The organism is Chryseobacterium carnipullorum (genome assembly GCF_900142785.1).
Lineage (GTDB): Bacteria > Bacteroidota > Bacteroidia > Flavobacteriales > Weeksellaceae > Chryseobacterium > Chryseobacterium carnipullorum.
In genome coordinates this window covers 183,071-209,355 of the sequence record NZ_FRCD01000003.1, presented here as the reverse complement: position 1 = coordinate 209,355, position 26,285 = coordinate 183,071, and the positions used below count along the sequence as shown (strand labels likewise).

The following is a 26,285-nucleotide window of genomic DNA, read 5'->3' as shown; positions in this document are numbered from 1 at the left end:
TTGGTTTATATTTATTAAAAAATCACTCTTGAAAAAGAGTGATTTTTTTGAGATATAGTTTTATTCTCTGTTTTTTACCAATACCCAGCCTGAATATTTTGTAGCTGTATTGTTTTTGTCATTTTCGTTCCATGAGATAGAATACCAATACGTTCCTGTGAGAATCTTTTTACCGGAAGCCGTTCCGTCCCATTTGAAATCTCTCATTTTGTTTGCCTCATAAAGCTTATTGCCGTATCTGTCATATACTATAAATACAAGATTTTTCTTGTATGCCAGAGCAGAATAATCAATGTAGTCATTCACATTGTCTCCGTTAGGGGTGATTGCATTAATCAGATTGGGAACAGTGATCTGTACCTCAACAGGCATACAATTGTAAAAGTCTTTAACGAAAACCTGGGCTTCCCCTCTGTGAAGTCCCGTGAACGTATTGGAATCCTGCCAGTCGGTACCATTTAAAGAATATTTATACGGTGGGGTTCCTCCTGATACATTGACGGTTACTGTTGTGTTATTGATGTCGATGCTTGTAATGACAGGATTGGCAGAGGCAATAACCTTTACAATCTGCGTTGTAATACAATCTCCGGTTTTCAATTTTACCCAATAAAGACCTACGCCAACTCCCTGAATAGAGGAGGTTGTTGCTCCTGTGCTCCATTCATAGCTGCTAAAACCAGGACCTGCGTCCAGATCTGTTCTGCCGTCAATACATATAATTTTATCTTTTAAAACGGTAGAGGTTACAGGTGGTAAAACGACAAGATTGACTTTTGCAACAGCAAAACATGCAGTGGCATCTGTTACTTTTACATATACTGAAGTGCTTACAGACATATACTGAGTTGGATTGACAATTTCATTGGTTCCGGCCAGAGCATCTGCAACAGAGGTGTAATATTTTTTAGTGAAACCGCTTGTCAGTGTTGTTACATTAGCGGAAGTCAGATCAAATAAGGCATTTGTGATATTGTTTTGAAGGAAACAAGAGCGAAGCGTGGCTTCTTTCACGGGAGTGTCCGGATAGAATGCTAAAGTGATTTTTGCAGTACCAGTACATCCCAACGGTGTTGTTACTTTTACATAAACATTTCCTGCTGCTGAAGTATAGGTTCCCGGATTTTGTATTTCATTGGTACCCGAATTGAGATCATTCAGGGTTCTGTAGTATTTTTTGACAACACTAAGCCCGCCTGCTACATCTGCTGCGTTGAGGTTGAATAATCCTGTTCCCCCTTTATTGTTGTTACATGCTGTTAAAGTTTTATCAGTAAGCAGAAGAGGGGCGAGTACCAACAGTATTTTTCCGTCGGGGTTGTCACACAGTATTCCTGCATTATCCTTGACGATAACGGTCACTGGGGTGTTTGCGTTGAATTGATAGTTGGTAGGATTTGTAATGGGAGTTGAGCCCTGTAGGTAGGTGAAGGTATAATTAGAAGGGTTGCTTACAAGTTGTGAATTAAAGGTGGTTAAATTTACAGACCCGAATCCTGTCGTTGGATTAGGACAGAAAGATTGTGTCACTGTATTTTGTAAAATAGGAACTTTATCGGTATAAATTTTAACGTTTTTAATAGAGTGTCTAGCACTTGCAGCTCCTGTAGATGCAGAGAACCCAAAGTATCCCTGGGTCATATTGGCGGCTGCTCCTGCTGGTGTAAATGATTGAGAAGTAATAGTATTTCCGTCTACCTTTACAGTAATGATCCAATTGGTTGGCAGAGCAGGATCTGTTTGTCCTGTAACTTCAACGTGCTTGTATGTATTTCCTACAAAAGGTTGGGTAGAATTAAGATCCGCTGAATGGAATGAGCTTCCTGCTGTATTATAATATTCTAAGCCATTTGTATCTGTCGTATTCGGAACCACGCCATAGGCAACATGAACTTTACTCATCAGTCCACCACCACCCATATTATTGTAAATGTCAAAACCAGTAATAAGGCCTGTAGCATTTTGAGGTATGCCTAATCCTGCTCCTTGTTGGCTTGTGACTGGAGGGTTCGCAAGATACCAGAATGCAAAACCATCTCCTTTTCCGGAAGAAGTTCCATTTCCGTCGATTCTGAAATCAAACTCTACTCTCCATTTATCGCAATATTTCAGATTGATGGGGTCGTTTAATTTTATAGATCCTGATTTATTTATTAAATCATCAGTGAGCATTATAAAATCTCCATTAACTATGGCAGGAGTAACTAAAGTCCACCCTGCAGTGGTTACCGGATTTCCTGTTAGCTGATACGTTTGGGAAAGTAGCCCTCCTGATAAAAAAAGCAGAAGAAGGGAAATATAAGACAGTAAAAATTTATTCATTGAATTGGGATTACTTTTAATTAGATACTGTAAATATATTAAATCCCAATTAATTAATATGTGTTTAGTGTTAATTTTACTGAAAATGATAGTAAATTTTCAATGAATTACGTGATAAACGGGTGAATATTGAATAGTATGAAGGTGAATTTAGATTTATTAAAAAAGAGTGTTGTTTTCCAGCCCTTCAAAATAGGTGTCGATCTCAAGTTCAGAAGAAGCTGCAGCAGCAACGGCGAGTTTGTCACAAAGCTCATTTTCAAAGTGTCCGGCGTGGCCTTTTATCCAGTGCATTTTCGGGGTGTGCTTATTGTACATCTCAATGAATCTTTTCCATAGATCTGGATTTTTTACATTTTTCCATCCTCTTTTGATCCATCCTGCGATCCAGTTTTGGTTTACTGCATCAGCGACGTATTTGCTGTCCGTATAAATGTGAATATCATTCTCCGAAGACTTTAGTTTTTCCATAGCGGAAATTACAGCAAGGAGCTCCATCCTGTTATTGGTGGTTTTCCTGAAACCTTTGGAAAATGTTTTCTGATAGTTCTTTTCAGGCACACGCATGAGAATTCCATAGCCTCCTTTTCCGGGATTTCCACTGCATGCACCGTCGGTATATATTTCTATTCTCAAAAGTCTTGGGAGATATAAATTAGTAGTTCATTTAAAATAAACTGAAAGAATACTAAACTGTTATTTAATTTAAAATGCTATCAATTCTAAAACGGGAAATCATCATCGTCATCAAAATCATTCATTGAAGATCCCGAAAGCTTCGAGCTGTCCGGAAGATCAAATGCCGCACCTGGCTGAATAGTTGTTTTGATCTTGTCAAATCCACTAGGTTCATTAGATCCGAAATTAGAAGGATAACCTCCTAAGCCCCCGTCAAAAGCAGCTTCAATATCACCAAATCTTGCAAAATGTTTTAAGAATGACAGTCTCACATCAGCGGTGGCACCATTTCTGTGTTTTGCTATGATCAGCTCTGCCTGGTTTTCCGTTGGTGTTTCCGCACCTTCTTCATCATTATCCCAAACTGCAATTTTATAGTATTCCGGTCTGAAAATAAAGGATACAATATCTGCATCCTGCTCAATCGCTCCGGATTCCCTCAGGTCAGAAAGCTGAGGTCTTTTTCCAGGACGAGCTTCCACACTTCTTGACAGCTGTGAAAGGGCAATAACAGGTACATTAAGTTCCTTTGCAATGGCTTTCAATGAACGTGAGATCATGGAGATTTCCTGTTCACGGTTACCCACTCCTTTTCCTCCGCCCCCTGCGGTCATCAGCTGAAGGTAGTCGACCATGATCAGTCTTACCCCATGCTGCATCACCAGTCTTCTGCATTTTGCCCGGAAGTCGAATATAGAAAGAGAAGGGGTTTCGTCAATAAAAAGGGGTGCGTTTTCCAGTTCAGATACATTGGAGAAAAGTCTCTGCCATTCTTCGTCATCCAGAGTTCCTTTTCTTAGTTTTTCGGATGAAATTTTGGTTTCAGAAGCAATCATCCTGGTGATAAGCTGTACTGATGCCATCTCGAGAGAGAACAGTACCATAGGGATTTTGTGGTCTACTGCAATATTTCTTGCCATTGACAGAAGGAAAGCTGTTTTACCCATCGCCGGACGGGCCGCAATGATGATAAGGTCAGAATTTTGCCAGCCTCCGGTTTCTTTATCAATATCTCTAAATCCTGAAGGAACTCCTGAAAGTCCTTCTTTATCTTTCAACGATTTAATCGTTTCAATAGCCTGCTTTACTAATGAGTTAGCCGTGTCAAATCCTTTTTTAATCGTTCCGTTGGTGATCTCAAAGAAGGACTGTTCAGCCTTATCTAAAAGTTCAAAAACATCCGTAGATTCCTTATATGAAGAATCGATAACGTTGGCCGAAACATTGATCAGACTTCTTAAGATGTATTTTTCAAGAATAACACGTACATGGTATTCAATATGGGCGGATGAACTTACCCCCATCGTAAGGTCAATGATGTAATGATCACCTCCTGCCTGGCTTAGCTTATCTTCTTTTTTTAACTCCTGGATGATCGTCATAAGATCCACCGGATGGTTGCCTTCATAAAGTTTTAAGATGGTGGAAAAAATAACCTGATGTCTCGGGTCATAAAATACTTCCGGAGTAAGAAGGTCAATAGAGTGGTCAAGTCCCTTTTTGTCAATCAAAAAAGTACCTATAACCAGTCTTTCAAAATCTACAGCATTGGGTGGCATTTTTCCATCCGCAATAGATAGCTCTCTTGCAAAGTTTCCGTGCGTAAGGGATGATAATGTTTCTTTCTGCGCCATGATGCAAAGATAGTTTATTTAAAAAAAATAATAACTAACAAGTTATCAGCAATCCTCCGGACGTATTATAAACAGAACCAAAAAGATGTTGATAAAAATTTGGGGATCAAAAATAGAAAATTTTCAATAAGTAGTATTCATTCATTTGAAAATGATTACTATTTTTTTGGATTATTATGGTTATTAGAGATGATTTGTTGAGTGGAATGAAAAATAATACATAAAAAAAGACTGTCATTTGTGACAGCCTTTTTTTTGATATTTAGAATAGCTTATTCTTTATTTTTTACCAGTATCCATCCTGAATATTTCGTTTCGGTACCGTTCTTATCGTTTTCGTTCCAAGAGATAGAGTACCAGTAAGTACCGGTAGGGATTTTCTTGCCGGAAGCTGTTCCGTCCCATTTATAATCTCTCATTTTATTCGCCTCATAAAGTTTGTTTCCGTATCTGTCATAAACTATAAATACAAGGTTTTTCTTGTAAGCGAGCGCGGAGTAGTCAACCTCATCATTAACTTTATCTCCGTTTGGAGTAATTGCGTTGATCAGATTCGGAACTGTAACGGTAATCTGGATAGGATTACAGTTGAAAGAATCCTTTAAGAATATCTTGTTTTCTCCTCTAGGAAGTCCGCTGAACGAGTTAGATGCCTGCCACGTAACCCCATCAGTTGAATACATATAAGGAGGAGTTCCGCCTGACGCATTCACTGTAATGGTATTGTTGCTGATCTCCACACTGGCAATTACCGGTTGTGTGGATGCAAAAATGGTTACAGTCTGAAGGGTAAAGCATTTTCCTGTTTTTAGTTTTACCCAGTAAACACCTATTCCTGCATTACTGATCGATTGCGTCGTAGCGCCCGTGCTCCATTCATATCCGTCAAATCCAGGTCCTGCATCCAGGGTCGTTTTTTCTTCCGCACAAATCGTTTTGTCTTTCAGGACAGCAGATTTTACCGGAGGAAGAACTTTTAACGTTATCTTAGAAATAGCATAACACTGATTAGCATTAGTAACTCTTACATAGACTTCGGTGCTTGCTGTGAGATAAGCATCAGGTGCTGCAATCGGGTTCGTTTCAGCTGTTGCGTCAGTTAATGTCTTATAGAATTTTTTGGTTTGCCCTGCAATAGCTCCTACATCGGCTAGTGTCAGATCAAATTTTGCCCGCAGGATATCGTTTTCGATATAACATTCCTGTATCAAAGCATCTTTTAATGTAACTACCGGGTGGAAGGATAAGGTAATATTTCCTATAGCAGTACATCCGAATGCAGAAATTACTTTTGCATATACTATTTTTTGAGCTGAAATATAGTTGGTTGGATTCGTGATCTCATTGGTGTCAGCATTTAAATCAGCAAGGGTTGGATAGTATTTTTTTGTACCTCCAGTAAATACATCTGCTGTAGTCAGATCAAATTTTCCAGTTCCTTCTCCATTATTATTACATGCGAAAATAGTTGCATTTTTTGCTGTTATGCTTGCATCTTTGAACTTGAACTTTCCGCTGATGAAACACTTGTTAATAACACTGTCTGGATTATCAGGATCCAGATATCTGATTCTGTAGTAATAAGTGGTCGTTCCGTTTACTGTAGCTATGTTAAGAGGACTATTTCCGGTAACAACATCATTGGTATTGTTATGATAGGTAACTTTGAAGTTAGGATTGTTTCCATTAACGATACCTGCAGTAAGTGTATTGAAATTGAACTGTGAAGGAAGCCCGCATACCATAACGTCGCTTGGTTGGGTAGCATCAGCATTTGGAATTCCAGGTGGCAGAAAAGGGTTCGGTGCCAGAACAGGATCGTTGAATGCTGAACTTAAACTTGCAGTACCTCCCCAGATTAATTTAAATCCATCAGGAGAACTTCTAAAATTGTCTACAACCAGATAGTAAGTTTCTCCGGCTTGTACTTGCATATAAGGGCTCCATTCAAATGCATTCCCTGCGTTTCCGTTGGTGTTGGGAGGTGGAGGTGGAGGCAAGGTTAAAGTAAGACCAGTATTTCCTGTCGGAGTACTACCATTATAGTTACATCTTAGTGGTGTTACAAAAACGTTATTGGTATTCAAAGAGGTACATCCATTGGTCGTTGGACCATATACTGCAAAATCGTAATCGTCGGAATTAACATTTGGATCAATAACAAAGGTTAGTGTTCCTGCTGTTGCAACGGTAAAAGTATACCATACCGAGTAATTTTCATTTCTGCCCAGACATCCATTTGTCGATAGATTTTCAACGATATCTCCATGTCCGGACGGAGTGTAGGAGATTTCGGAGTTTCCGCAGAGTGGGATGGCCGAGACACAATCGGACTGTGCATGAAACACCTGTGCTATAAATAAAATTAAAAGAAGTAATGTTTTTTTCATGTTTAAAATGATTTTTGTGAAACAAGATTTAAGTAAAATAAAGTTATCAGCATTTATGTTGAAAAAAACCGCCCCGTAGAGCGGTTTTGTATTTTTAACAAGAAATTATTCTCTGTTTTTTACCATGACCCATCCTGAGAATTTGAATGGGGTATTCTTTTTATCATTTTCATTCCACGTTACAGAATACCAGTACGTTCCCGTAGGAATCTTTTTACCGGCTACGGTTCCGTCCCACTTATATCCGTTGGATTTATCGGCCTGGTGGATTTTAGTTCCATATCTATCAAATATACTGAAAATAAGACCATTTTTACCGGATAATGCTGAATAATCTATGAAGTCATTGACACCATCTCCGTTTGGAGTAATGACATTGATAAGATTAGGGACCACCACTGTGATCTCAATAGGGTCACAGTCATAAGCGTCTTTTACATAGATTTTGTGGTCTCCTCTTGATACGTTAGTGAATACATTGGAATCCTGCCAGTTGACATTATCCATAGAATACTTGTATTCAGGAGCTCCTGCAATGACATTCACAGTGATCGTTGTATTTGATATATCAATGCTTGAAACGACAGGCTGCTCAGAAGCGTATACTTTTACCGTCTGTAATGTAATACAGTCACCTGTCTTCAATTTAACCCAGTAAGTTCCCACAGCTACACTGTTGATGACCTGTGTAGTTGCTCCTGTACTCCACTCATAAGCATTGAATCCAGGACCGGCATCCAGAGTTGTTTTATCTTCTATACAGATAATTTTATCCTGTAACACGTTAGAGTAAACAGGCGAAAGAACGGTTAATGTTACCTTCGCAATATTATAACATCCCTGTGCATTGATGACTTTTACATAGATCACTCCGCTTGGAGCTGTATACGTCAGAAAATTTAAAATTTCATTGGTTCCGTTTACTGCATCTGTTTGTGATGGATAGTATTTTTTAGTCGCCCCCAGTTGGGTTGTTACCGTAGCATTGCTCAGATTGAAAGTACCCAGTGAATGATTGGTTTCAAGGAAACATGTTCTTAGCGAAGCATCAGTTACGGTTACCAGTGGATGGAACTTCAGGGTGATTTCTGCAGTTGCTGTACATCCGAATTCGTTCGTAGCTTTTACAAATATTTTTCCTTCTGCTGAGACAAACTGGTAGATCGACGGGCTTGTGATTTCATTCGTTCCTGCATTAAGATCGAACATTGTAGGATAATACTTCAACACGTGGCTAGGTAAGGCTCCTATAGTAGCAGTGGTAAGATCAAACATCGCTGTCCCGGCGTTATTATTGCTGCAACTTGTAAGGGTAGCATTGGTTAAAGCGAAGCTACCGTCCCTGAATTTGAATTTTCCTGTAATAAAACAGCCATTCATAGGATTGGTAGGGTTGGCGGGATCCTGATACACAATTCTGTAATAATAAACTGTCGCAAGATTAACTATTTCTGACGTTACAGGATTTCCTCCTGTAATCGCATCATTGGTGTTTTTATGATAGGTTACCTTGAAATTGGCGCTGTTACCATTGATAACTCCTGCATTCAAAGAGAGGAAGTTGAATGGTGTAGCCAATGAGCATACGGTTACTTCATTCGGGTCAGCAGGGTTAGCTGCAGGAAGTCCCGGGGTAATGAATGGAAACGGAGCAAGCGCAGGGTCGTTGAATGCAGAACTTAAACTGGCAGTACCAGTCCATGTCAGAGAGAATCCATCCGGTGAACTTCTATAGTTATCTACAACAAGATAATAGGTCTCACCTGCCTGTACCACCATATGTGGACTCCATTCAGACTGATTTCCTGCACTTCCATTTGTATTTGGCGGCGGAGGTGGCGGTATGGTAAGGAGTAAACCTGTATTTCCCTGAGAAGAACCTGTACCGTTGAAATTACATCGTACGGGCGTTACAAAAACGTTGCTGTTATTCAGCGAAGTACATCCGTTGGTAGTAGGTCCGTAAACTGCAAAGTCATAGTCATCGGTATCGATAGTCGGATTAATGACAAATGCCAATGTTCCCGAAGTGGCCGCCGTGAAAGAGTACCATACGGAAAAGTGTTCATTTTCAGTGTCACTCAGACAAGAGTTTGCTCCAATGCCTTCCAGTATATTTCCTGGTCCGGAAGGAGTATAAGAAATATCTGAGTTTCCGCAGATAGATATTGCACTAATACAATCTGACTGAGCATATAAGATGCGCGAGCAGATGATTAGAAAAACGAGTAATGCTTTTTTCATAAAGGGGGATTTAAAAAAGACAAATATAAAAAATTATTAAAGTTAATTTAAAGATTTTGTGATATATTTAATAGAATCAGGATATTATTGCCTAATAATTCATTTTTCTCAGCTTGGGATTGGTACTTGCTACAAGGATAGCTACCAGTACCGTCATGCTTCCCCCAAACACGACAGAGCGTACGACGCCCAGCAATTTTGCCATCAGCCCACTTTCAAATTGTCCCATTTCATTACTGGACATGATGAATATAGAATTCACACTCAATACACGGCCTCTGATATGGTCGGGAGTTTTCAGCTGAACAATCGTTCCTCTGATAACCACCGAAATTCCATCAAGCATTCCGCTCATGACAAGGAATATAAAGGAAAGCCAATACAGCTTGGACAGTCCGAAACCAATGATGCAAAGCCCAAATCCGGCAACCACCACCAAAAGTATCTTTCCCTGATTCTTTCTTAGCGGAACAATCGCCAAAACAGTAATGATACACATAGATCCTATATCAGAAGCAGCATTTAAAAGTCCGAAACCTTCTGCTCCTGCATCCAGAATATCTGTCGCAAATACCGGAATCATAGCTACAGCCCCTCCAAAAAGAACAGCAAACATGTCAAGACATAGTGCCCCTAAAATTTCTTTGGTCTTAAATATATAGGAAATGCCTTCACGCATACTCTCCACAACATTTACTTCTTCCTTCTTATGTTCTGAATGCTGCTGTTTCAGCTGCCAGAAAAATAAAGAAGCGATAAATATTAACGAAATAATAACGATTAAAGTATATTGTACTCCAAAATAACCAATAAGAAGTCCGCCTGCAGCATGTCCGCATACCGAGGATATCAGAAAGGTAGCCTGATTCAGGGTAACGGCATTAGGAAGATTTTCCTTCTTGACGATTTTGGGAATCATTGATGGAACGATAGGTCCGATGAAAGCTCGTGCAATTCCTGTGAAAAATATAACTGCATATATAAAATAGGTAATTTCATGTCCGTTAAAATGCATTTCTACATTGAAGAAGGCTGGAATAAGCAGAAGCCCAATCAGAAAAATATAAGCATAATTACAAATCAGCAGTAATCGCTTCTTTTCATTCATATCAATAACATGTCCGGCATACAAAGCACAGCTTACTGCAGGAATAACCTCGGAAAGCCCAATGAGGCCTATTGAAAATGGATCTTTCGTTAATTGATATACCCACCATCCCAGTAAAGTAGCGAGCATTCTGAAGGCTAAAACAATAAAAAATCTTCCTGTGAGAAGATTTCTGAATTCAACATTTTGCAATGTTTTTAACGGTGTAAAGGAAATCATGCACAAAAATAGCCCTAAATATTCATTTAAGGCTGTTTTATAGGGTGATTTTTAAATGATAAATCAAATAGTTTCCGAAAGATAAAATCTATTTAGTCTGCTCTCAACGAACTGATCACGATAGCTGCAACCCCAGCTGCTCCGATCACTGTAGCACCAGCCGTTACCCTTGCTTTGGATCTGTCTTTTACAGCAGCAACATTGGATTTTGGGATGATCACCTCTGTACTGTCTTTTTTACCGCCAGTCCCAATAATTTTATCACCATCAATGTTTCGGAACAGTATTTTCTGTTTTGGAGAACCATCTTTCATGGTAACCACATACGTTTTTCCGGCTTGAAGATTAGAATAATTATTTTTTGAAACATCATCGCTGTACTTTGTGGTAGCGCAGGATGAAATCACAAATAAAGACGTTAGTAAAGATGATTTTAAAAGTACAGATGCTCTCATTATTATTTTTTATTTTTTCAAATTTATAATTTTTTTCGAATATATGTTTTCGGAATTGAAAAAATATCTTTAAAGTTTGTAAATTTCTAATAGATCTGCAATTTTTCTGTCATTCGCCAGTCTTGGGGTTTTATTTTGTCCACCCAGTTTACCCTGCGATTTTGCGTACTCATGAAAAGCATTCTTTTTCAAGGTTTTAATATGAAGAGGCTGAAGAATGTTTCCCGTAATAAGATCTTCGTAATATGTATTTCTTTTTTGAAGCTGGTCGTCCAGCTCACTTCTGAATCGTTCCATATCCTCAGGTTCTTTTTCAAATTCAATCAGCCATTCATGATAGGGAAGTCCTTCAGTTGGGTTGACCTGCGGCGCAAGGTGGAACTCGATGATCTGGGCAGGATATTTTTCCAGCGTAGCTTTCATCGCTTCCTCTACTTCAAATGCGATAACGTGTTCCCCGAAAGCAGAAGTGAAATGCTTCGTTCTGCCGCTTACCAGGATTCTATAAGGATCTTTATCAATAAACCGGACAACATCTCCGATAGAATAAGCCCACAAGCCAGAATTCGTAGTCAGGATGAGTGCGTAATCTTTATTGAGTTCTACATCTTTTAATGGTAATCTTCTTGCTCCGGGTTTGCCATATTCTTCCAGTGGAATGAATTCATAGAAAATTCCATGATTGGTTAGCAGAAGAAGCCCCTCTTTGGTATAGTCATCCTGAAAAGCGAAAAATCCTTCGGATGCCGGAAAGGTCTGGATGATATCTACTTTTCCGCCAAGCAGATCTTCCATTTTATCGCGATAAGGCTCGTAATTAACACCTCCGGTGACTAAAAGCTGGAGATTGGGGAAAAGCTGTTTGATCTTTTTACCATGTTTTTCGGTAAGCTTTTCAAAATACATAATCAACCATGGCGGAATTCCAGAAATCAGCGTCATGTTTTCATGTTCTGTTTCCTCAATGATTTTGTCTACCTTGGCTTCCCAGTCTTCCATTATATTCGTATTCCAGCTTGGTAGTCTGTTTTTTTGAAGATAAGCCGGAATATGGTGGGCTACAATGCCTGAAAGTCTCCCTGTTTTAATTCCGAAAACTTCTTCCATCTCAGGACTTCCCTGCAGGAAAATCATTTTCCCATTCACAAAGTCTGCATTGTTTTTCTGTGCAATATAGTGAAACAGTGCGCTCTGAGCCCCTGCAATCTGGAAAGGCATTCCTTCCTTGGAGATAGGAATGTATTTTGAACCTGAAGTCGTTCCCGAAGTTTTTGCGAAATATTCCGGGGTATCGGTCCAGAGGATATTGGCTTGTCCTTTTTTGACTCTTTCGATATAGGGTTTGAGATCTTCGTAATCAGCAACAGGAACTTTTTCCTGGAATTCTTTTACAGAATGAATATTTTCAAAATCATGCTCCCTTCCGAAAAGAGTTTTCTGAGCCGTCTTTACAAGAGACAACAAAAGAGCTTCCTGATTTTTCTCTGAATTTTTTTTGAAATCCCCGGTTTTCTGAACATGTTTTTTTGCCCAGACCAGTGCCGCATTTTTCTTGAAGAAATTTAACATGCTTCAAATTTATAAATAAGTAGAGAATATGGAATCATTTTGATTAAGATATGCCACAAAAAAAACCGGTGAATGAGTTTCACCGGTTCTTCGAAATTTGATTATGAAAATAACAACTATATGTTAAAGTTTACTTGTTGGCTTTGTACCTTTTGTCCGGAGTGCCGTCTTTTTTAAGGTTTTTATTTTCTTTATACCTTTTATCGGGGGTTCCGTCCTTTTTCATTTTAGCTGCAGGCTGAGCCGTTTTAGCTGCCGGAGCTTTTACTACTTTTGTAGTGGGATGAGGGGCTGCAGTCGTTGCCGGAGCAGTCTGTTGTGCGGTTGCAAATCCTAGTCCTAATGCCAGGGACATTGCTGTTAATAATTTTTTCATGAGGGTGTATTGTTTATTTTTTCTTAAGTAAAGATATACAAAAAACGGGCTGAAAAACGGGTATTTACAACCTTAACTAAAGTTTATTACTGCTTAAAAAAAACTTAAAGTCAAAGGTTTAAAAATAAAATAAGCCTGCTTTCATAACGGAAGCAGGCTTGATATAAATATGAATGATAGATTTAACGTGTACAGTTGGCCGTCCATGTCTTGCCATCCTTAATATATAAAATTTTCAAGTCATTATTGTCAATTCTAATATAAGAGGTAGCAGTCCCACCAACCATGACAAGAGTATGGTCTCCAGATTGTTGAAATTCAACTCCGTTAAGATCCGGAATACCATTGGAGAATGCAAAATTGTATTTCGTACCGCTGGCAATCTTGGTTACAAATACACTTCCGTTATCAGTACTGTTGTTTGTAGATCCATCGTTATAAGAGATACTTCCCTTGTAAGTTCCTGCGAAGAAATCATTGTTTACGGGATCATCATCATTACTACACGATGCAAAAGATAATGTGGTAACAACGACCAACATCAATACGCCTAAGATTCTAATTGCTTTTTTCATAATATTATTTCTTTAAGTTTCGATAAGGTCACATTCCCAAACACTATGCCATGGGATAAATCCTTATTTTTTTTAACTTTTAATTAGATAAATTTGTAAAAAAATTAAGATTTGGGTATGTATTACCTGATTTTATTTAGGTTGTAGAGGTTACCTGATTTTCCTTTAAAGAAAAAAATATCCTTACCTTTGTTGTGAATAAACGGTTTCGGATCACTTCCGAAATCGCTTTTGTCGTTTATGCCATTACTATTTATGCAGCTAAAACCCATTCACGAAAAATTTCTTCCGGACCTTCTTCATCAAGAATTTGGAAAAGAAATATTTACTCAGTTAGAAAACAGCCAGCATATTTCCGTAAAGGGAAGTGCCGGTTCTTCGGTTTCTATTTTTGTGGCCGAGCTTTTTTTGACCCGGAAGAAAACCATCCTTTATCTGGTAGATGATAAAGAAGATGCTTTGTATGCCAATACAGAAATGGAAGACCTGATTGGAAAGGATAAAGTACTGTACTTTCCTGCAACACACCTGGAGCCTTATCAGGTAGAAAAAACGCAGAATGCCAATCTTGTCCTTAGAACAGAGGTCTTAAATAAGATCAATTCCGGAAAGTCTCCCAAAGTTATCGTTGCCTATGCGGGAGCGTTATCTGAAAAGGTCTTAAAGAAAGAAGATTTTAAGGCGATATCACACCATATAAAGGTAGGGGATCAGCTTGATTTCGATTTTGTAGACGAGTTGCTTACTCATTATAGCTTTCAGCAGACAGATTTTGTTTCTGAACCCGGAGAATTTTCTGTCAGAGGTGGAATTGTAGATGTATTTTCGTATTCTTACGAAAAACCATACCGTCTCACATTCTTCGGAAATGAGGTGGAAAGTATTAAAACTTTTGATATTGAAACTCAGCTTTCCTTGGATAAAGTGAAAGATTTTCAGCTGGTTTCCAATATGAATTTTTCTGTAACTGGAACCAGAGTTTCACTGCTGCAGCTATTGCCTGTTGATAGCTTTATCATTTCAAGGAACGGTCCTGTCGGAATGCAGAAGATCAGAACTTTTTATGAGAAATCTCTGGAGAAATATGATACTTTGAATAAGGATATTGCTCACAGAAAACCTCAGGAGCTTTTTATATCAGACCAGGAATTCCTGTTTGATTTTAAAAAGTTTAAAACCATAGATTTTGCGGGTACTCCTATTGAGGGAATCAAAGAAATCACTGAAATAAAAGTAGAACAGCTTCCACAACCTTCTTTTCATAAGAATTTTGAATTATTAATTGAAGATCTTGAAGAAAAGCAGAATGAAGGGTTCGATACCTGGATCTCTTTTTCAACTGAAAAGCAGAGAGAAAGGCTGGAGTCTATATTTGAAGAACTGGAACATGAACTTCCTTTCAAAAGCTTCAGGTCTGAACTTCATGAGGGGTTCGTAGATAACGGGCAGAAGCTTTTGGTCTATACAGATCATCAGATCTTTGACCGTTACCAGCGGTATAAAGCGAAAAATACTTTTGCAAAATCTGAACAGCTTACCCTGAAAGATCTGATGTCCCTTAAAATTGGAGATTACATTGCTCACATTGATCATGGAATCGGAAAATTCATGGGACTTGTTAAAGTTAATAATGATGGGAAGATCCAGGAATGTTTTAAGCTAACCTATAAAAATGGAGATTTATTATATGTAAGTATTCATTCGCTTCATAAGATCTCGAAATTCAATGGACCGGACGGTAAGGAAGTTGTCCTTAGTAAGCTGGGGTCACCGGCCTGGAAATCTTTGAAGCAGAAAACGAAAGCCAAAGTAAAACAAATAGCTTTTGACCTTATAAAATTATACGCTGAAAGAAAAACAGCAAAAGGATTTTCTTTCACTCCGGATTCTTATCTCCAGAATGAGCTGGAAGCCAGTTTTATTTATGAAGATACTCCGGATCAGGAAAAAGCAACCATTGATGTAAAAAGAGATATGGAAGCAGATACAGTGATGGACAGGCTGGTCTGCGGAGATGTGGGGTTTGGTAAAACAGAAGTTGCCATCCGGGCGGCATTTAAAGCGGCAACGGATGGAAAGCAGGTAGCTGTGCTGGTTCCTACAACGATTCTTGCTTTCCAGCATTTCAGAAGTTTCAAAGAAAGATTGAAAGATTTTCCGGTGAATGTTTCTTATGTAAACAGGTTCAGAACAGCCAAGCAGAAAGCAGAAGCTTTAGATGGTCTTAAAAATGGAAAGGTAGATATTATAATAGGAACCCATCAGCTAGTGAGCGCTTCAGTTAAATTTAAAGATTTAGGATTACTGATTATTGATGAAGAGCATAAATTCGGAGTTTCGGTAAAGGATAAGCTGAAGACCTTAAAAAATAATGTTGATACTCTTACATTAACTGCTACTCCTATCCCAAGAACCCTTCAGTTTTCGCTGATGGCGGCAAGAGACCTTTCGGTGATCAAAACTCCACCACCAAACAGGCAGCCTGTTGATACACAGTTGATAGGATTTAGCGAAGAAATACTCAGGGATGCTGTTTCTTATGAGCTTCAGAGAGACGGGCAGGTTTATTTTATCAACAACAGGGTAGAAAACCTTAAAGATATTGCCGGGCTCATTCAGAGACTGGTCCCCGATGCAAGAGTCATTACAGGACATGGTCAGATGGAAGGCAAGCAACTGGAAAAAAATGTGCTTGATTTTATGGAAGGAAAGTATGATGTGCTTGTGGCTACTACTATTGTTGAAAGTGGAGTAGATGTTCCTAATGCGAATACCATCTTTATTAATGATGCTCACAGATTCGGAATGGCAGATCTTCACCAGATGAGAGGAAGAGTTGGTCGTAGCAATAGAAAAGCATTCTGTTACCTGATTACACCTCCTTATGATATGATGACTTCCGATGCCAGAAAACGACTGGAAGCGATTGAACAGTTTTCAGATCTTGGAAGTGGATTTCAGATTGCCATGAAAGATTTGGAGATTCGTGGTGCCGGAGATCTTCTGGGAGCAGAACAGAGTGGTTTTATTAATGAGATGGGTTTTGAAACGTATCAGAAAATGATGCAGGAAGCTTTGGAAGAGCTTAAAGATGATGCGGACTTCGAAAATCTATTCGATAATGAAGAGGACAGGCAGAAACTTTTCAAATCAGTTAAAGATGTAAATATTGATACGGATCTTGAGCTGATGCTACCGGATTTCTATATCTCCAATACAGAAGAAAGGCTGCTCCTATATCAAAAAATTGCAGAGATCAACAATGAGAAGGATCTCCATCAGTTTGAATTGGAGCTGATTGATCGTTTTGGATCTTTACCTAAAGAAGCGGTTAATTTGTTAAAGAGTGTTGCGCTGAAATGGCTTGCTGCCGATATAGGGTTTGAAAAAATCGTTATGAAGAATGGCGTATTTTTAGGATATTTTCCGGCTAATCCTCAGGATAAGTTTTATCAGACGGATAGATTCAGGCATATCATCAGCTATTTAACCCAAAATCCGGCGGAAGCACAACTTAAAGAGAAGGTGGGAAAAGAAGGAAATCTACTCATGATGAGAAAAGAAAAAGTGAAAAATGTGGATGAGGTTAATATGCTGTTGAAGACCATTATCGGGCATCATTAAATAAAATGTGCTTTAAAATCTTAATAAAAAACAAAAAAGATCTGGAAATGTAAGTTTTCGGATCTTTTTTTATGATTTTTTTCAGTAGAAATGCTAAAAACCGGATGATATAATGTAGATCTTAAAGGGCTTTAAAATCACCATATAATGAGAAAAGAAAACGCTGTATCTATTGCTGTTATTGGGTTTACCAGGGTTTGTTCTGCTCAAAACATGAAAAAAGAAATGATTTGTAGTAATAATTCTACTTTTTGGTACAATTAATTCTATAACGTAATTGCTTTATTTCTACCAGTTTAACTGGTCATAAAGTTTTTTTTATGATTTTAATTCATACCTTTGCAGCCCATATTATGAAAAGAATTATCTATTGTTGCGCAGCCGGGCTTTTATCGCTTTCTGCTAATGCGCAAGTGGGAATTGGGACTGCTTCTCCCAAATCTAATCTCGATGTCAACGGGAAAACCACGTTAAGAAAAGAACTTAGAGTAGGCGGTACATCTTCTCAGGCAGGAAGTGCCGGGTTGAACGGCCAGGTTTTGGTTTCACAGGGAGAAGGCTTGCCTGCTGTCTGGAAATCATTGAATGTTTCCTTTATGGAGGAAGGACAGTACAAATTGATCAATTCGTACCTTTCTTCAGATCAGGCAGGTATTACGACGCTTTCAAGTGGTGTCGCGGCAGATGATGTTTATAAAAATAGTGTAGGTGATGATATTACCGATACCTCAAAGGGAAAGTGGTCGAAAATTGATGGATTGCAAAACAGTTTTATCATCAAAAACGGAAAAAACAGACTTACTTATCAGTTTCAGACAGGGATAGAAATGAAGGCTCCCGATGCTGCTACTTCAGAATCTATTACTTTTACCTGTGGTGTTTTCCGAAACGGAAAATTGGTAGCAGTACGTCCGGATAAGGTTGTTTCAAACAACAATACAGAGAAATCCGGTATTCAGGATTATATTTTTACCCTTAACTATACAGAGCAGAATGTTCCAATTGGCACCCAGAAGCTTGAAGTAGCGTGCCGAAAAATCAATGCATCAAATGTAAATTCGCAGTTTACCGTAGGACGTAATGTGTCGGATACGAATACGGTTTCCAATGCATTTACACTGGAGTCGATTATGAAGATCGATGTTATTGAATATGTAACTTATAAAAGCAATTAATTGATGAAAAATATTATATCAATCCTGTTTTTTATAGCAGGACTGTCTCTTTCTGCTCAAGTGGGAATCAATACCAATTCTCCAAAAGCAAAACTTGATATCAACGGTGATATCAATTTAAGAAATAAAATCGTTGTTCTGAACCCTGCAGACAACAGTCTTTCTCAGGGAAATAACGACCAGATTCTTGTTTCTCAGGGAGAAGGTTATCCTCCAATCTGGAAATCACTTCGTATTCCTGAATATGAGCCTAACAAATTCTATTTAATATTCAATAACTCTTTTTCAGACAGAACCGGAGTGAAATTTACCAGTACGGAACAGTCCAGTATTGCGGCTAAAAATACGGCATTTACTAAAGGGGCTGATATTTCCAGCCTTCCTGGATTTAAGAGTATTGCTGGTTTGTCACAGCCTATCAGCGTTTTCAGTACAGAAAGCAAAACTTATTTTCAGTTTGAGACCGTAGTGCAGGCTAACCTGCCGGCCAACGGAACACCGGATATTTCTATAGATTATGCATGTGGTATTTTTGTGGATAACAAGCTTGTCAATCTAAGGCAGAGAAACTTAAAAGCAAGTAGTGCAAGCAGTACTTTTATTACCCATAATCAGATTGGAGTAGTCGCTAATCTTTCCAAAGGACAGCATACGGTAAGTGTTGCCTGTTCAAGACTTGGGTCCTACAGAACTGCAAGTGATGTTGTACTGGCTATAGGAATCAATGCAGAAACGAACATTAACAGCTTTATTGCTCAGTCTTCTCTGAAGGTAGATGTATATGAGGTTCCTCAGGTGTTTAATGCAATTATAAACTAATCTAGGCATGAAAAAAATTATTATTATAAAATCTTTGCTGTTTGCTGTAGTAGCCAATGCGCAGGTGGGGGTAAATACTCCCAATCCTAGTACGATGCTGGATATAAACGGTGATATCAACGTAAGAAAAGAAATCAGGACCGGAGGAACGAATTTATTGAAAGGATCAGCCGGATCAGCCGGAACTATTTTTCATAACAATTCGGAAATGAATGCGAATGACTGGAAGAGTATAAAAATTGCTGATGGGCAGGGTAGTATGTCTGTGTTTTCACTGAATACGGTTTCGGATCAAACCGGTGCCACTTTTTCCTCTCCTAATGGGGCTACAACTCCCTACACGGAGGGAACGGCCATTAACAATACCTGGACCGTTCTTCCTGGAACAGTTGATACTTTTTCTATTACCAATGCTGTCAATAAAGTGGTTTTTACTTTTCAGACGACAGCCCAGAAAACAGGTAATACGAATGCTTCTTCAGGTTTTGCCTGCGGGATTTTTGTGGATAACAATCTTAGAGCGGTTAGAACGGATGTTTTAATAGGATCGGAAGGAAGTTATAAAATCTTTAATCTTAATGCAACCCTTACGAATCTTACTCCGAAGAACAATTACAACGTGTCAGTAGCCTGTACCAAAAGAAACCTGAATTCGGGGACTTTAGGAATAGGAACTGCCGTTAATACGCAATTTCTGAATAATGAGATGTCTCAGTCTGTTTTGACTACATCTGTACTTCAGCCTTACTAAATTAAGCAATAGATCATCATTATAAACCTAAAAGCATTATGTTTTTAGGTTTTTTTTATCAAAAGATAAACATTGTTGTGGATTTGTTGAATAAGTGAATGTTTTCATCAAAAAAATAAATTATATTTGTAAACTCACTAAAATATTTTTTCATGGGAAAAAACTATCTTTTTAAAGTCATTACCGGAGTGGTTTTCGGGCTTCTGGTTTCATGTGACAATTCTTCATCAGATCAATTTGAACCAAGCGCCAATAATGGCGGAAATAACGGGAATACAACCCCTCCACCAGCCAGAGTCCTGGAAAAAATTACATTAAACAATAATGTTCAGGAAGAATATACAGTCAATGGAACTGTTTTTCAGAAAGGAATGTTAAGAGATGGAGTGACCAATAATTATTATACAGGTACAGCGACGTATATCAATAATAAAATTGGAAAAATAAAATTTGTTGGAAGTTTAACAGGCAGTATGGCTTATGATTTCAGCGTAAGTGAAGACAGCAAAGGGAATGTATACAGTGCTACTTGTACCGCTACAGCGGCTGCCGCCATAGATTCATTTGTAAGTGATTATACATTTACCTATGATGCTACAGGCAAAAAGCTTGTTAAAATTCTGGAAAAAAGAAAAGTATCAGGAAATACCGCATACAGCTTATTTACTGAAAGCACTTTTACTTATAATGGAGATAATATTTTTAAAGCAGAATGCACCAATGGTACTCTTACCGGAACAGGTGCTCCTAATATGACTACGGCTAAGTTAACTGTGTACAGCTTTCAGAATTATGATTCTAAGGTTAACCCGTTCTCAACGCTTCCGAAAACATTTTTCACAGCCTGGAGCTTGATCCGTCCTGAAAATTTCTACAGAATTTCTCCCAATAATCCTACATCTGTATTTGTAATGCCTCCAAGTCCTGCATCTGGAGTGAATACCCCAATGACTTATGTGTATGATGCATTTAACTATCCGGTTTCCGATAAGGATCAGGTGCTTAAATATGCATACAGAACCTTATAAGCCTCAATTGATTATCGGTTTTATTAGAATATAAATAAAAACATAACTTTTGTTCAAAAAAAAGTTATATTTGTCAAAAAATAAACAATTACCTGGAAATGAAACGACTTTTCTACTTTATTTTATTAATAGCAGGGGTTTCTTCAATACATTCCTGCAAGGACATGTTGGACGAAAACGGAGATCCATTACTGGATCTGAATAATACAGGAGGATTAAATGGTCCTAGAGCATTATACAGAGAAATCACAGATAAAGATACATTAGCAGAATATCACTACAGTGGCCTTTTGGTAACAAAAGTAATCACGGACAGTGCTTCAATTACGGATATTGCTTACAGTGGCAACAAAGTGAGCCAAATTTCCTTCAATGGATTTCTGGATCTTGATGGAAACGGAAAGCTCGATAAAGACAGTGTTTCTTACAGCCAGTTATTTACTTATGGACCCAACGACAGGTTAGAGACAATTTCTGAAAACCGTTCTGTTTTCAGAAGACCGCCGCCTGTTCCTCCTGCAACAAATCCTGGACCTCAGACGCTTTTAAGAAAAACAAAAGCACTTTATAATCTGAAATATAACGCTTCTACCGCTAAACTGGATTCTATCATTATGAAAAATGGTCCTGATGTTTCCGGAACGCCGTTTGTGTTTATCAGCTATTCTAAAACAGGATATACTTATTTAGGGGATAACGTATCCAGAGTAGTAAGAAATTACGGACCTATGGCTGGTGGAGCATTTGGAAGACCTACCACCAGATTGGCATATGATTTTGTAAATTATGATACTGAAATCAGTCCGTTTACACTGCTGCCTGGGGTTTATAAAATTTCAAGACTTCTATCTACAGAGATCAATGACAGAGAAAGCCATATCTTGTCTCCGAATAATCCTAAGAAATTGTCTGTAACAGACCTGATACCACCAATTCCATCTCCTGTAAGCAGAACAACAAACTATAACTACGATCCTCAGACGTATATGACGAAAGGATTTGGAGTGAACTACATTTATAAGCCATTCTAACAAGAATCTTTAAAATATACAGGCCCAATCTTTGTAAGATTGGGTTTTTTTATTTTTTATCGCTTAATTTTGCAAAAAATTTCTAAATGAAATATTTAATAGTTGGCCTTGGAAACAAAGGTCCGGAATACGAAAATACACGCCACAATATAGGATTTAAAGTAGCTGAGAAAATAGCGGAAACACTGGAAGCTTCATTTAATACAACCAATTTTGGCTGGATGGCAGAAGGGAAATACAAGGGAAGAAAAGTTTTCGTCCTGAAGCCTGATACCTATATGAACCTTTCCGGAAATGCGGTAAAGTTCTGGATGCAGAAGGAGAATATCCCATTGGAGAATGTACTGATCATTACAGATGATCTTGCCCTTCCGTTCGGAACCCTGAGAATGAAAATGAAAGGCTCCGATGCAGGTCACAACGGTCTGAAAAGCATCAATGAAATGCTGAAAACCCAGAATTATGCAAGACTTCGATTTGGAATCTCTGCAGACTTTTCCGAAGGCCGTCAGGTAGATTATGTGCTGGGAACATGGAATACAGAGGAGGCTGAAAAACTTGGTGAGCGAATTGATCAATTTTCGAAAGCCAGCCTGTCTTTTGTTTTTGCCGGTATCAACAATACAATGTCAGCATTCAACGGAAAGTAATTCACGATTATCTTATTCTGGATCTAGATAGAATAGATTGTTTAATTTCCTTTATCATTAGAGTACAGTCATTAAGTTCAGAAAATTTATCAAAAAATAAAGACCACCGATATTTTGGTGGTCTTCTTTTGTGCTTTAAAAATCAATTTCCAATCTGATTTTTTATATCCGTTTATTATAAATGTGCAAATTTTAGTTCTTACAACCAGGTTACTACTCCGGTTTCAACATCATAGTTGGCTCCAACTATTTTAATTTTACCTTCATCTTCAAGGTTTTTAAGTGTTGAGCTTTGTGCACGGATGTCTTCGATGGCACTTTTTACGTTTTGCTGATTTAATCTTTCTAAAAGTGAGCTGTTTTTTGATGAACGCTCTTCTCCTTCTTCGATAATGTTATTGATAATTGGGTCAAAATGATTAATCAGATGGTTCAGATTATCCATTCCCATTTCCTGAATTTGTGCCGCGTCAAGGCCTCCCTTTAGTGCACCACACTTAGTATGTCCTAAAACGACTACAAGTTTGGACCCTGCCACGTTACAACCAAATTCCATAGAGCCTAAAATGTCCTGATTTACAAAATTACCGGCAATTCTGATACTGAAAATATCTCCCAATCCCTGATCAAAGATAAGTTCTGCAGAAGTACGGCTGTCGATACAGCTTAGAACTACGGCAAAAGGCCATTGTCCTTCCCGCGTTGCATTCACTTGTCCTAAAAGGTCTCTGTTTGCTTTTAGATTATTTACAAATCTCTGATTTCCATCTTTTAAAAAGTCTAATGCTTTTTCAGGCGTAATTGTAGATTGAGTTTCGTGTGTATGTGCTTTCATATGATTTATTTCTATTTAAAATTAAAAAAATTATTGGAATGAGCTTACATTGCTCTTTTGTGTGTGATCAGAATGTGAGAATCTTCGTTTGTTTCATAGTCTTTGTATGAAGTTTTGAAGCCTAACAGTTCCACATTGATGTCTTCTTCTTTTGCCCGTATATTGGCGAAATCCTGGATCATTTCCAGTACATCCGTCGCAATATATGAAGTCCCTCTTGCATCAATAATCACGGTAGAATTGGACTTGATATTTTTCAAAGTCTTTTTTATTGCTGCCTTATTTAAGAAAGAAACTTCCTCGGCAAGCTTAATATTAATCCCGTCTGCATCATCCAGTTTTTCTCTGCTAAGATAATAAGCCCGTTTCATATTTCCCTGAAGGATATAAAATACGGAAATAGCCAGACCAATACCTACTCCTTTGAGAAGGTCAGTAGCTACTACAGCGACTACCGTAGCGACAAACGGAATAAACTGGAATTTACCCAGATGCCAGAAATGCTTGAACGTGGCAGGTTTTGCCAGTTTGTACCCTACAAGAATCAATACTGCTGCTAGTGTAGCCAGCGGTATAAGGTTCAATATAAAGGGAATGGTCAGCACGCATACCAGTAAAAGCAGACCGTGGATCATGGCCGATGATTTTGATGTGGCCCCTGAGTTGGCATTGGCGGAACTTCTTACCACTACAGAAGTCATAGGAAGCCCTCCTATAAATGAACTGATCAGGTTTCCGATTCCCTGCGCCTTAAGCTCAAGATTCGTGTCGGTAATTCTTCTCTGTTTATCTAATCGGTCTGATGCTTCAATACAAAGCAGTGTTTCTATAGAAGCTACAATGGCAATGGTTGCCCCGACTATCCATACCTTAGGGTTGGTGAATCCATTAAAATCAGGCATCGTAACAAGATTTTTGAAATCATCCAATGACTTAGGAACAGGTAGCGAAACGAGGTGTTGTGTACCAATCGCCAAAGAGCTTCCGGACAGTTTGAATAATTCGTTAAGAAGTATTCCTGCCACTACTGCTACCAATGCTCCGGGAAGCATTTTCATTCTTTTTAAAACCGTAATTCTATCCCATGCAATAAGGATACCTACTGAAAACAGGGTTACCAGGATCGCTCCAGTATGTATCGCTCCGAATAATTCCGTGAAATATCCTAAATTGAGTCCGTTGTCAAAAATAGATTCATGCCCTTCGTAATCTTTGTCGAATCCCATGGCGTGAGGGATTTGTTTTAAGATAATAATAATTCCGATGGCAGCAAGCATTCCCTCAATCACATTATTAGGAAAATAATTGGATATACTTCCTGCTCTGACGAATCCTAAGATCAGCTGCATAAGTCCCGCAATGATTCCGGCACAAAGAAAAAGATCAAATGCTCCGAGATCTGTAATAGCGGTTAAAACAATGGCGGTAAGTCCGGCAGCCGGACCTGAAACTGATATATTTGAATTACTGAGAAACCCTACCACTAATCCTCCTACAATACCAGAGATGATGCCGGACAAAGGGGGAGCTCCGGATGCTAAAGCGATTCCCAGACATAATGGAAGCGCTACTAAGAATACAACGAGTCCTGAAGGGAAATTCTCCTTGATTCCTCCTATGAATGATGTTTTTTTCATAATGTTTTGAAAAATACTATAACCGACTGATCTATCCTTAGATAATCAATTATAAAAGATTGGAAATTTAATTTAAAAGCACACGTACCCGATATCAGTTTTGATATGAATACTATTAAAAAATCTAACTATACTTAAAAATTAAGCTTCCGGAGGCGGAGAAAATATGGTGAGTAGGGGAGACAGATGAAAAGAATCATCTATCAGCTCAAAAGACACACCCTGAAGATCAGGTTCTGAAAACTTTACGTAATCAAATACGTCTAAAGGTTTAGGAAGGGTCTTTTCGTAAACAATAAAAGATGATGGGTGAGAATGAGGTTCCTCTTCATTGATTATTACATTGGTCCTTACAAGATCCCAGCCGGCAACAACAGCAATGCCTGGCAGTGCTGTGAAGTTTAGGAAAAAGGTCAATACAATAATACTCCAGAATTTCATCTTACATTCATTTTAGAAAAACTATTTTGTTTTTCTGCTCATTACCCAATCAGAACTTGTAAGGTTGTAGATCTTTTGGATGTCTTTCAGAATTTTTTCAAAATCGATCTCCAAATCAATAATCTTACCTGTTCTAAGGTCAAATACCCAGCCGTGTACAACAGGATGCTCATCAATGATGTATCTTTCCTGTACGCAAGCCATTTTGATCACGTTGATGCATTGCTCCTGAACATTAAGTTCCACAAGTTTATCATAACGTTTTCCTTCATCTTCGATAGAATCTAATTCAGCCTGGTGCAATCTGTAAACATCCCGGATATTTCTCAACCAAGGATTTAATAATCCCAGGTCCTGAGGAGTCATCGCTGCTTTTACACCGCCACAGTTATAATGTCCGCATACGATAATGTGTTTTACTTTTAGATGTTCTACAGCATATTGAATGACCGCTGTGGAACTCATGTCTAAAGTATTAACGACATTAGCAATATTTCTGTGGACAAAAACTTCTCCAGGTTTTGCTCCCATGATCTCTTCCGCTGTAGCCCTGCTATCTGAACATCCAATGTACAAATAATCAGGATTTTGAGTTTTTGCAAGCTCATGGAAGAATTCAGGATCTTGTGAGATTTTAGACTCTACCCACTTTCTGTTGTTTTCGAAAATAACTTCGTACGATTGTGACATAATTTTAATTGGTTTATAATTATTTATTTCGTTT

Annotated in this window: 21 protein-coding genes; 7 read left to right on the top strand and 14 right to left on the bottom strand. The window is 38.3% G+C overall.

The window, feature by feature from the left end; genetic code table 11:
- Positions 1-60: 60 nt before the first annotated feature.
- From BUC06_RS04825 to BUC06_RS04780, 10 genes are all read right to left on the bottom strand, one after another.
- Complete coding sequence (locus BUC06_RS04825; RefSeq protein WP_073330457.1) at positions 61-2,322, bottom strand: T9SS type B sorting domain-containing protein; 2,262 nt, start codon at positions 2,320-2,322, stop codon at positions 61-63.
- A gap of 159 nt (positions 2,323-2,481) precedes the next feature.
- Positions 2,482-2,958: a ribonuclease HI gene (gene rnhA, locus BUC06_RS04820; protein WP_073330455.1), complete on the bottom strand. Its 477-nt coding sequence runs from the start codon at positions 2,956-2,958 to the stop codon at positions 2,482-2,484.
- A gap of 86 nt (positions 2,959-3,044) precedes the next feature.
- Positions 3,045-4,634 carry a replicative DNA helicase gene (dnaB, locus tag BUC06_RS04815; protein WP_073330452.1) on the bottom strand — a complete coding sequence of 530 codons (1,590 nt, stop codon included), beginning with the start codon at positions 4,632-4,634 and terminating at the stop codon, positions 3,045-3,047.
- Positions 4,635-4,906: 272 nt separating this feature from the next.
- Positions 4,907-7,024 (bottom strand): T9SS type B sorting domain-containing protein, encoded by a 2,118-nt coding sequence (locus BUC06_RS04810; RefSeq protein ID WP_073330449.1) that lies wholly within the window; start codon positions 7,022-7,024, stop codon positions 4,907-4,909.
- A 105-nt stretch (positions 7,025-7,129) separates the two neighbouring features.
- Positions 7,130-9,268: a T9SS type B sorting domain-containing protein gene (locus tag BUC06_RS04805; protein ID WP_073330446.1), complete on the bottom strand. Its 2,139-nt coding sequence runs from the start codon at positions 9,266-9,268 to the stop codon at positions 7,130-7,132.
- Positions 9,269-9,359: 91 nt separating this feature from the next.
- The gene (locus BUC06_RS04800) at positions 9,360-10,595 is read right to left on the bottom strand and encodes an MFS transporter (RefSeq protein WP_073330444.1); all 1,236 of its coding nucleotides are present in this window, start codon (positions 10,593-10,595) and stop codon (positions 9,360-9,362) included.
- Between the two features lie 92 nt (positions 10,596-10,687).
- The gene (locus BUC06_RS04795; protein ID WP_073330441.1) at positions 10,688-11,050 is read right to left on the bottom strand and encodes a hypothetical protein; all 363 of its coding nucleotides are present in this window, start codon (positions 11,048-11,050) and stop codon (positions 10,688-10,690) included.
- Positions 11,051-11,119: 69 nt separating this feature from the next.
- A complete protein-coding gene (locus BUC06_RS04790) occupies positions 11,120-12,619 on the bottom strand; it encodes a GH3 auxin-responsive promoter family protein (RefSeq protein WP_073330438.1) in 1,500 nt (499 codons plus the stop codon).
- Between the two features lie 130 nt (positions 12,620-12,749).
- Complete coding sequence (locus tag BUC06_RS04785) at positions 12,750-12,995, bottom strand: hypothetical protein (RefSeq protein ID WP_073330434.1); 246 nt, start codon at positions 12,993-12,995, stop codon at positions 12,750-12,752.
- 182 nt (positions 12,996-13,177) lie between these two features.
- A complete protein-coding gene (locus BUC06_RS04780) occupies positions 13,178-13,570 on the bottom strand; it encodes a hypothetical protein (RefSeq protein WP_073330432.1) in 393 nt (130 codons plus the stop codon).
- A gap of 255 nt (positions 13,571-13,825) precedes the next feature.
- Here BUC06_RS04780 and mfd point away from each other — a divergent pair, with 255 nt between their 5' ends.
- The 7 genes from mfd to pth all read left to right on the top strand — a co-directional run bounded on the left by mfd (position 13,826) and on the right by pth (position 22,648).
- Positions 13,826-17,194: a transcription-repair coupling factor gene (gene mfd / locus BUC06_RS04775; RefSeq protein WP_073330429.1), complete on the top strand. Its 3,369-nt coding sequence runs from the start codon at positions 13,826-13,828 to the stop codon at positions 17,192-17,194.
- A gap of 320 nt (positions 17,195-17,514) precedes the next feature.
- A complete protein-coding gene (locus BUC06_RS04770) occupies positions 17,515-18,369 on the top strand; it encodes a hypothetical protein (RefSeq protein WP_228423615.1) in 855 nt (284 codons plus the stop codon).
- Between the two features lie 3 nt (positions 18,370-18,372).
- Positions 18,373-19,188 (top strand): hypothetical protein, encoded by an 816-nt coding sequence (locus BUC06_RS04765; RefSeq protein WP_073330426.1) that lies wholly within the window; start codon positions 18,373-18,375, stop codon positions 19,186-19,188.
- Between the two features lie 7 nt (positions 19,189-19,195).
- Positions 19,196-19,939 (top strand): hypothetical protein, encoded by a 744-nt coding sequence (locus tag BUC06_RS04760; RefSeq protein WP_073330424.1) that lies wholly within the window; start codon positions 19,196-19,198, stop codon positions 19,937-19,939.
- A 152-nt stretch (positions 19,940-20,091) separates the two neighbouring features.
- Positions 20,092-20,967 (top strand): hypothetical protein, encoded by an 876-nt coding sequence (locus tag BUC06_RS04755; protein WP_073330421.1) that lies wholly within the window; start codon positions 20,092-20,094, stop codon positions 20,965-20,967.
- 98 nt (positions 20,968-21,065) lie between these two features.
- Complete coding sequence (locus BUC06_RS04750; protein ID WP_073330419.1) at positions 21,066-21,998, top strand: hypothetical protein; 933 nt, start codon at positions 21,066-21,068, stop codon at positions 21,996-21,998.
- An 86-nt stretch (positions 21,999-22,084) separates the two neighbouring features.
- On the top strand, positions 22,085-22,648 hold the full coding sequence (gene pth, locus BUC06_RS04745) for an aminoacyl-tRNA hydrolase (protein WP_073330416.1): 564 nt from the start codon (positions 22,085-22,087) through the stop codon (positions 22,646-22,648).
- 199 nt (positions 22,649-22,847) lie between these two features.
- On the opposite strand, the gene BUC06_RS04740 is transcribed toward pth, so the two are convergent.
- From BUC06_RS04740 to BUC06_RS04725, 4 genes are all read right to left on the bottom strand, one after another.
- The gene (locus tag BUC06_RS04740; RefSeq protein WP_073330413.1) at positions 22,848-23,483 is read right to left on the bottom strand and encodes a carbonic anhydrase family protein; all 636 of its coding nucleotides are present in this window, start codon (positions 23,481-23,483) and stop codon (positions 22,848-22,850) included.
- A 44-nt stretch (positions 23,484-23,527) separates the two neighbouring features.
- On the bottom strand, positions 23,528-25,120 hold the full coding sequence (locus BUC06_RS04735; protein WP_073330410.1) for a SulP family inorganic anion transporter: 1,593 nt from the start codon (positions 25,118-25,120) through the stop codon (positions 23,528-23,530).
- A 141-nt stretch (positions 25,121-25,261) separates the two neighbouring features.
- On the bottom strand, positions 25,262-25,561 hold the full coding sequence (locus BUC06_RS04730; protein ID WP_073330407.1) for a hypothetical protein: 300 nt from the start codon (positions 25,559-25,561) through the stop codon (positions 25,262-25,264).
- A gap of 21 nt (positions 25,562-25,582) precedes the next feature.
- Positions 25,583-26,251, bottom strand: a complete 669-nt coding sequence (locus tag BUC06_RS04725; RefSeq protein ID WP_073330405.1) for a carbonic anhydrase — start codon at positions 26,249-26,251, stop codon at positions 25,583-25,585.
- Positions 26,252-26,285 lie beyond the last annotated feature (34 nt).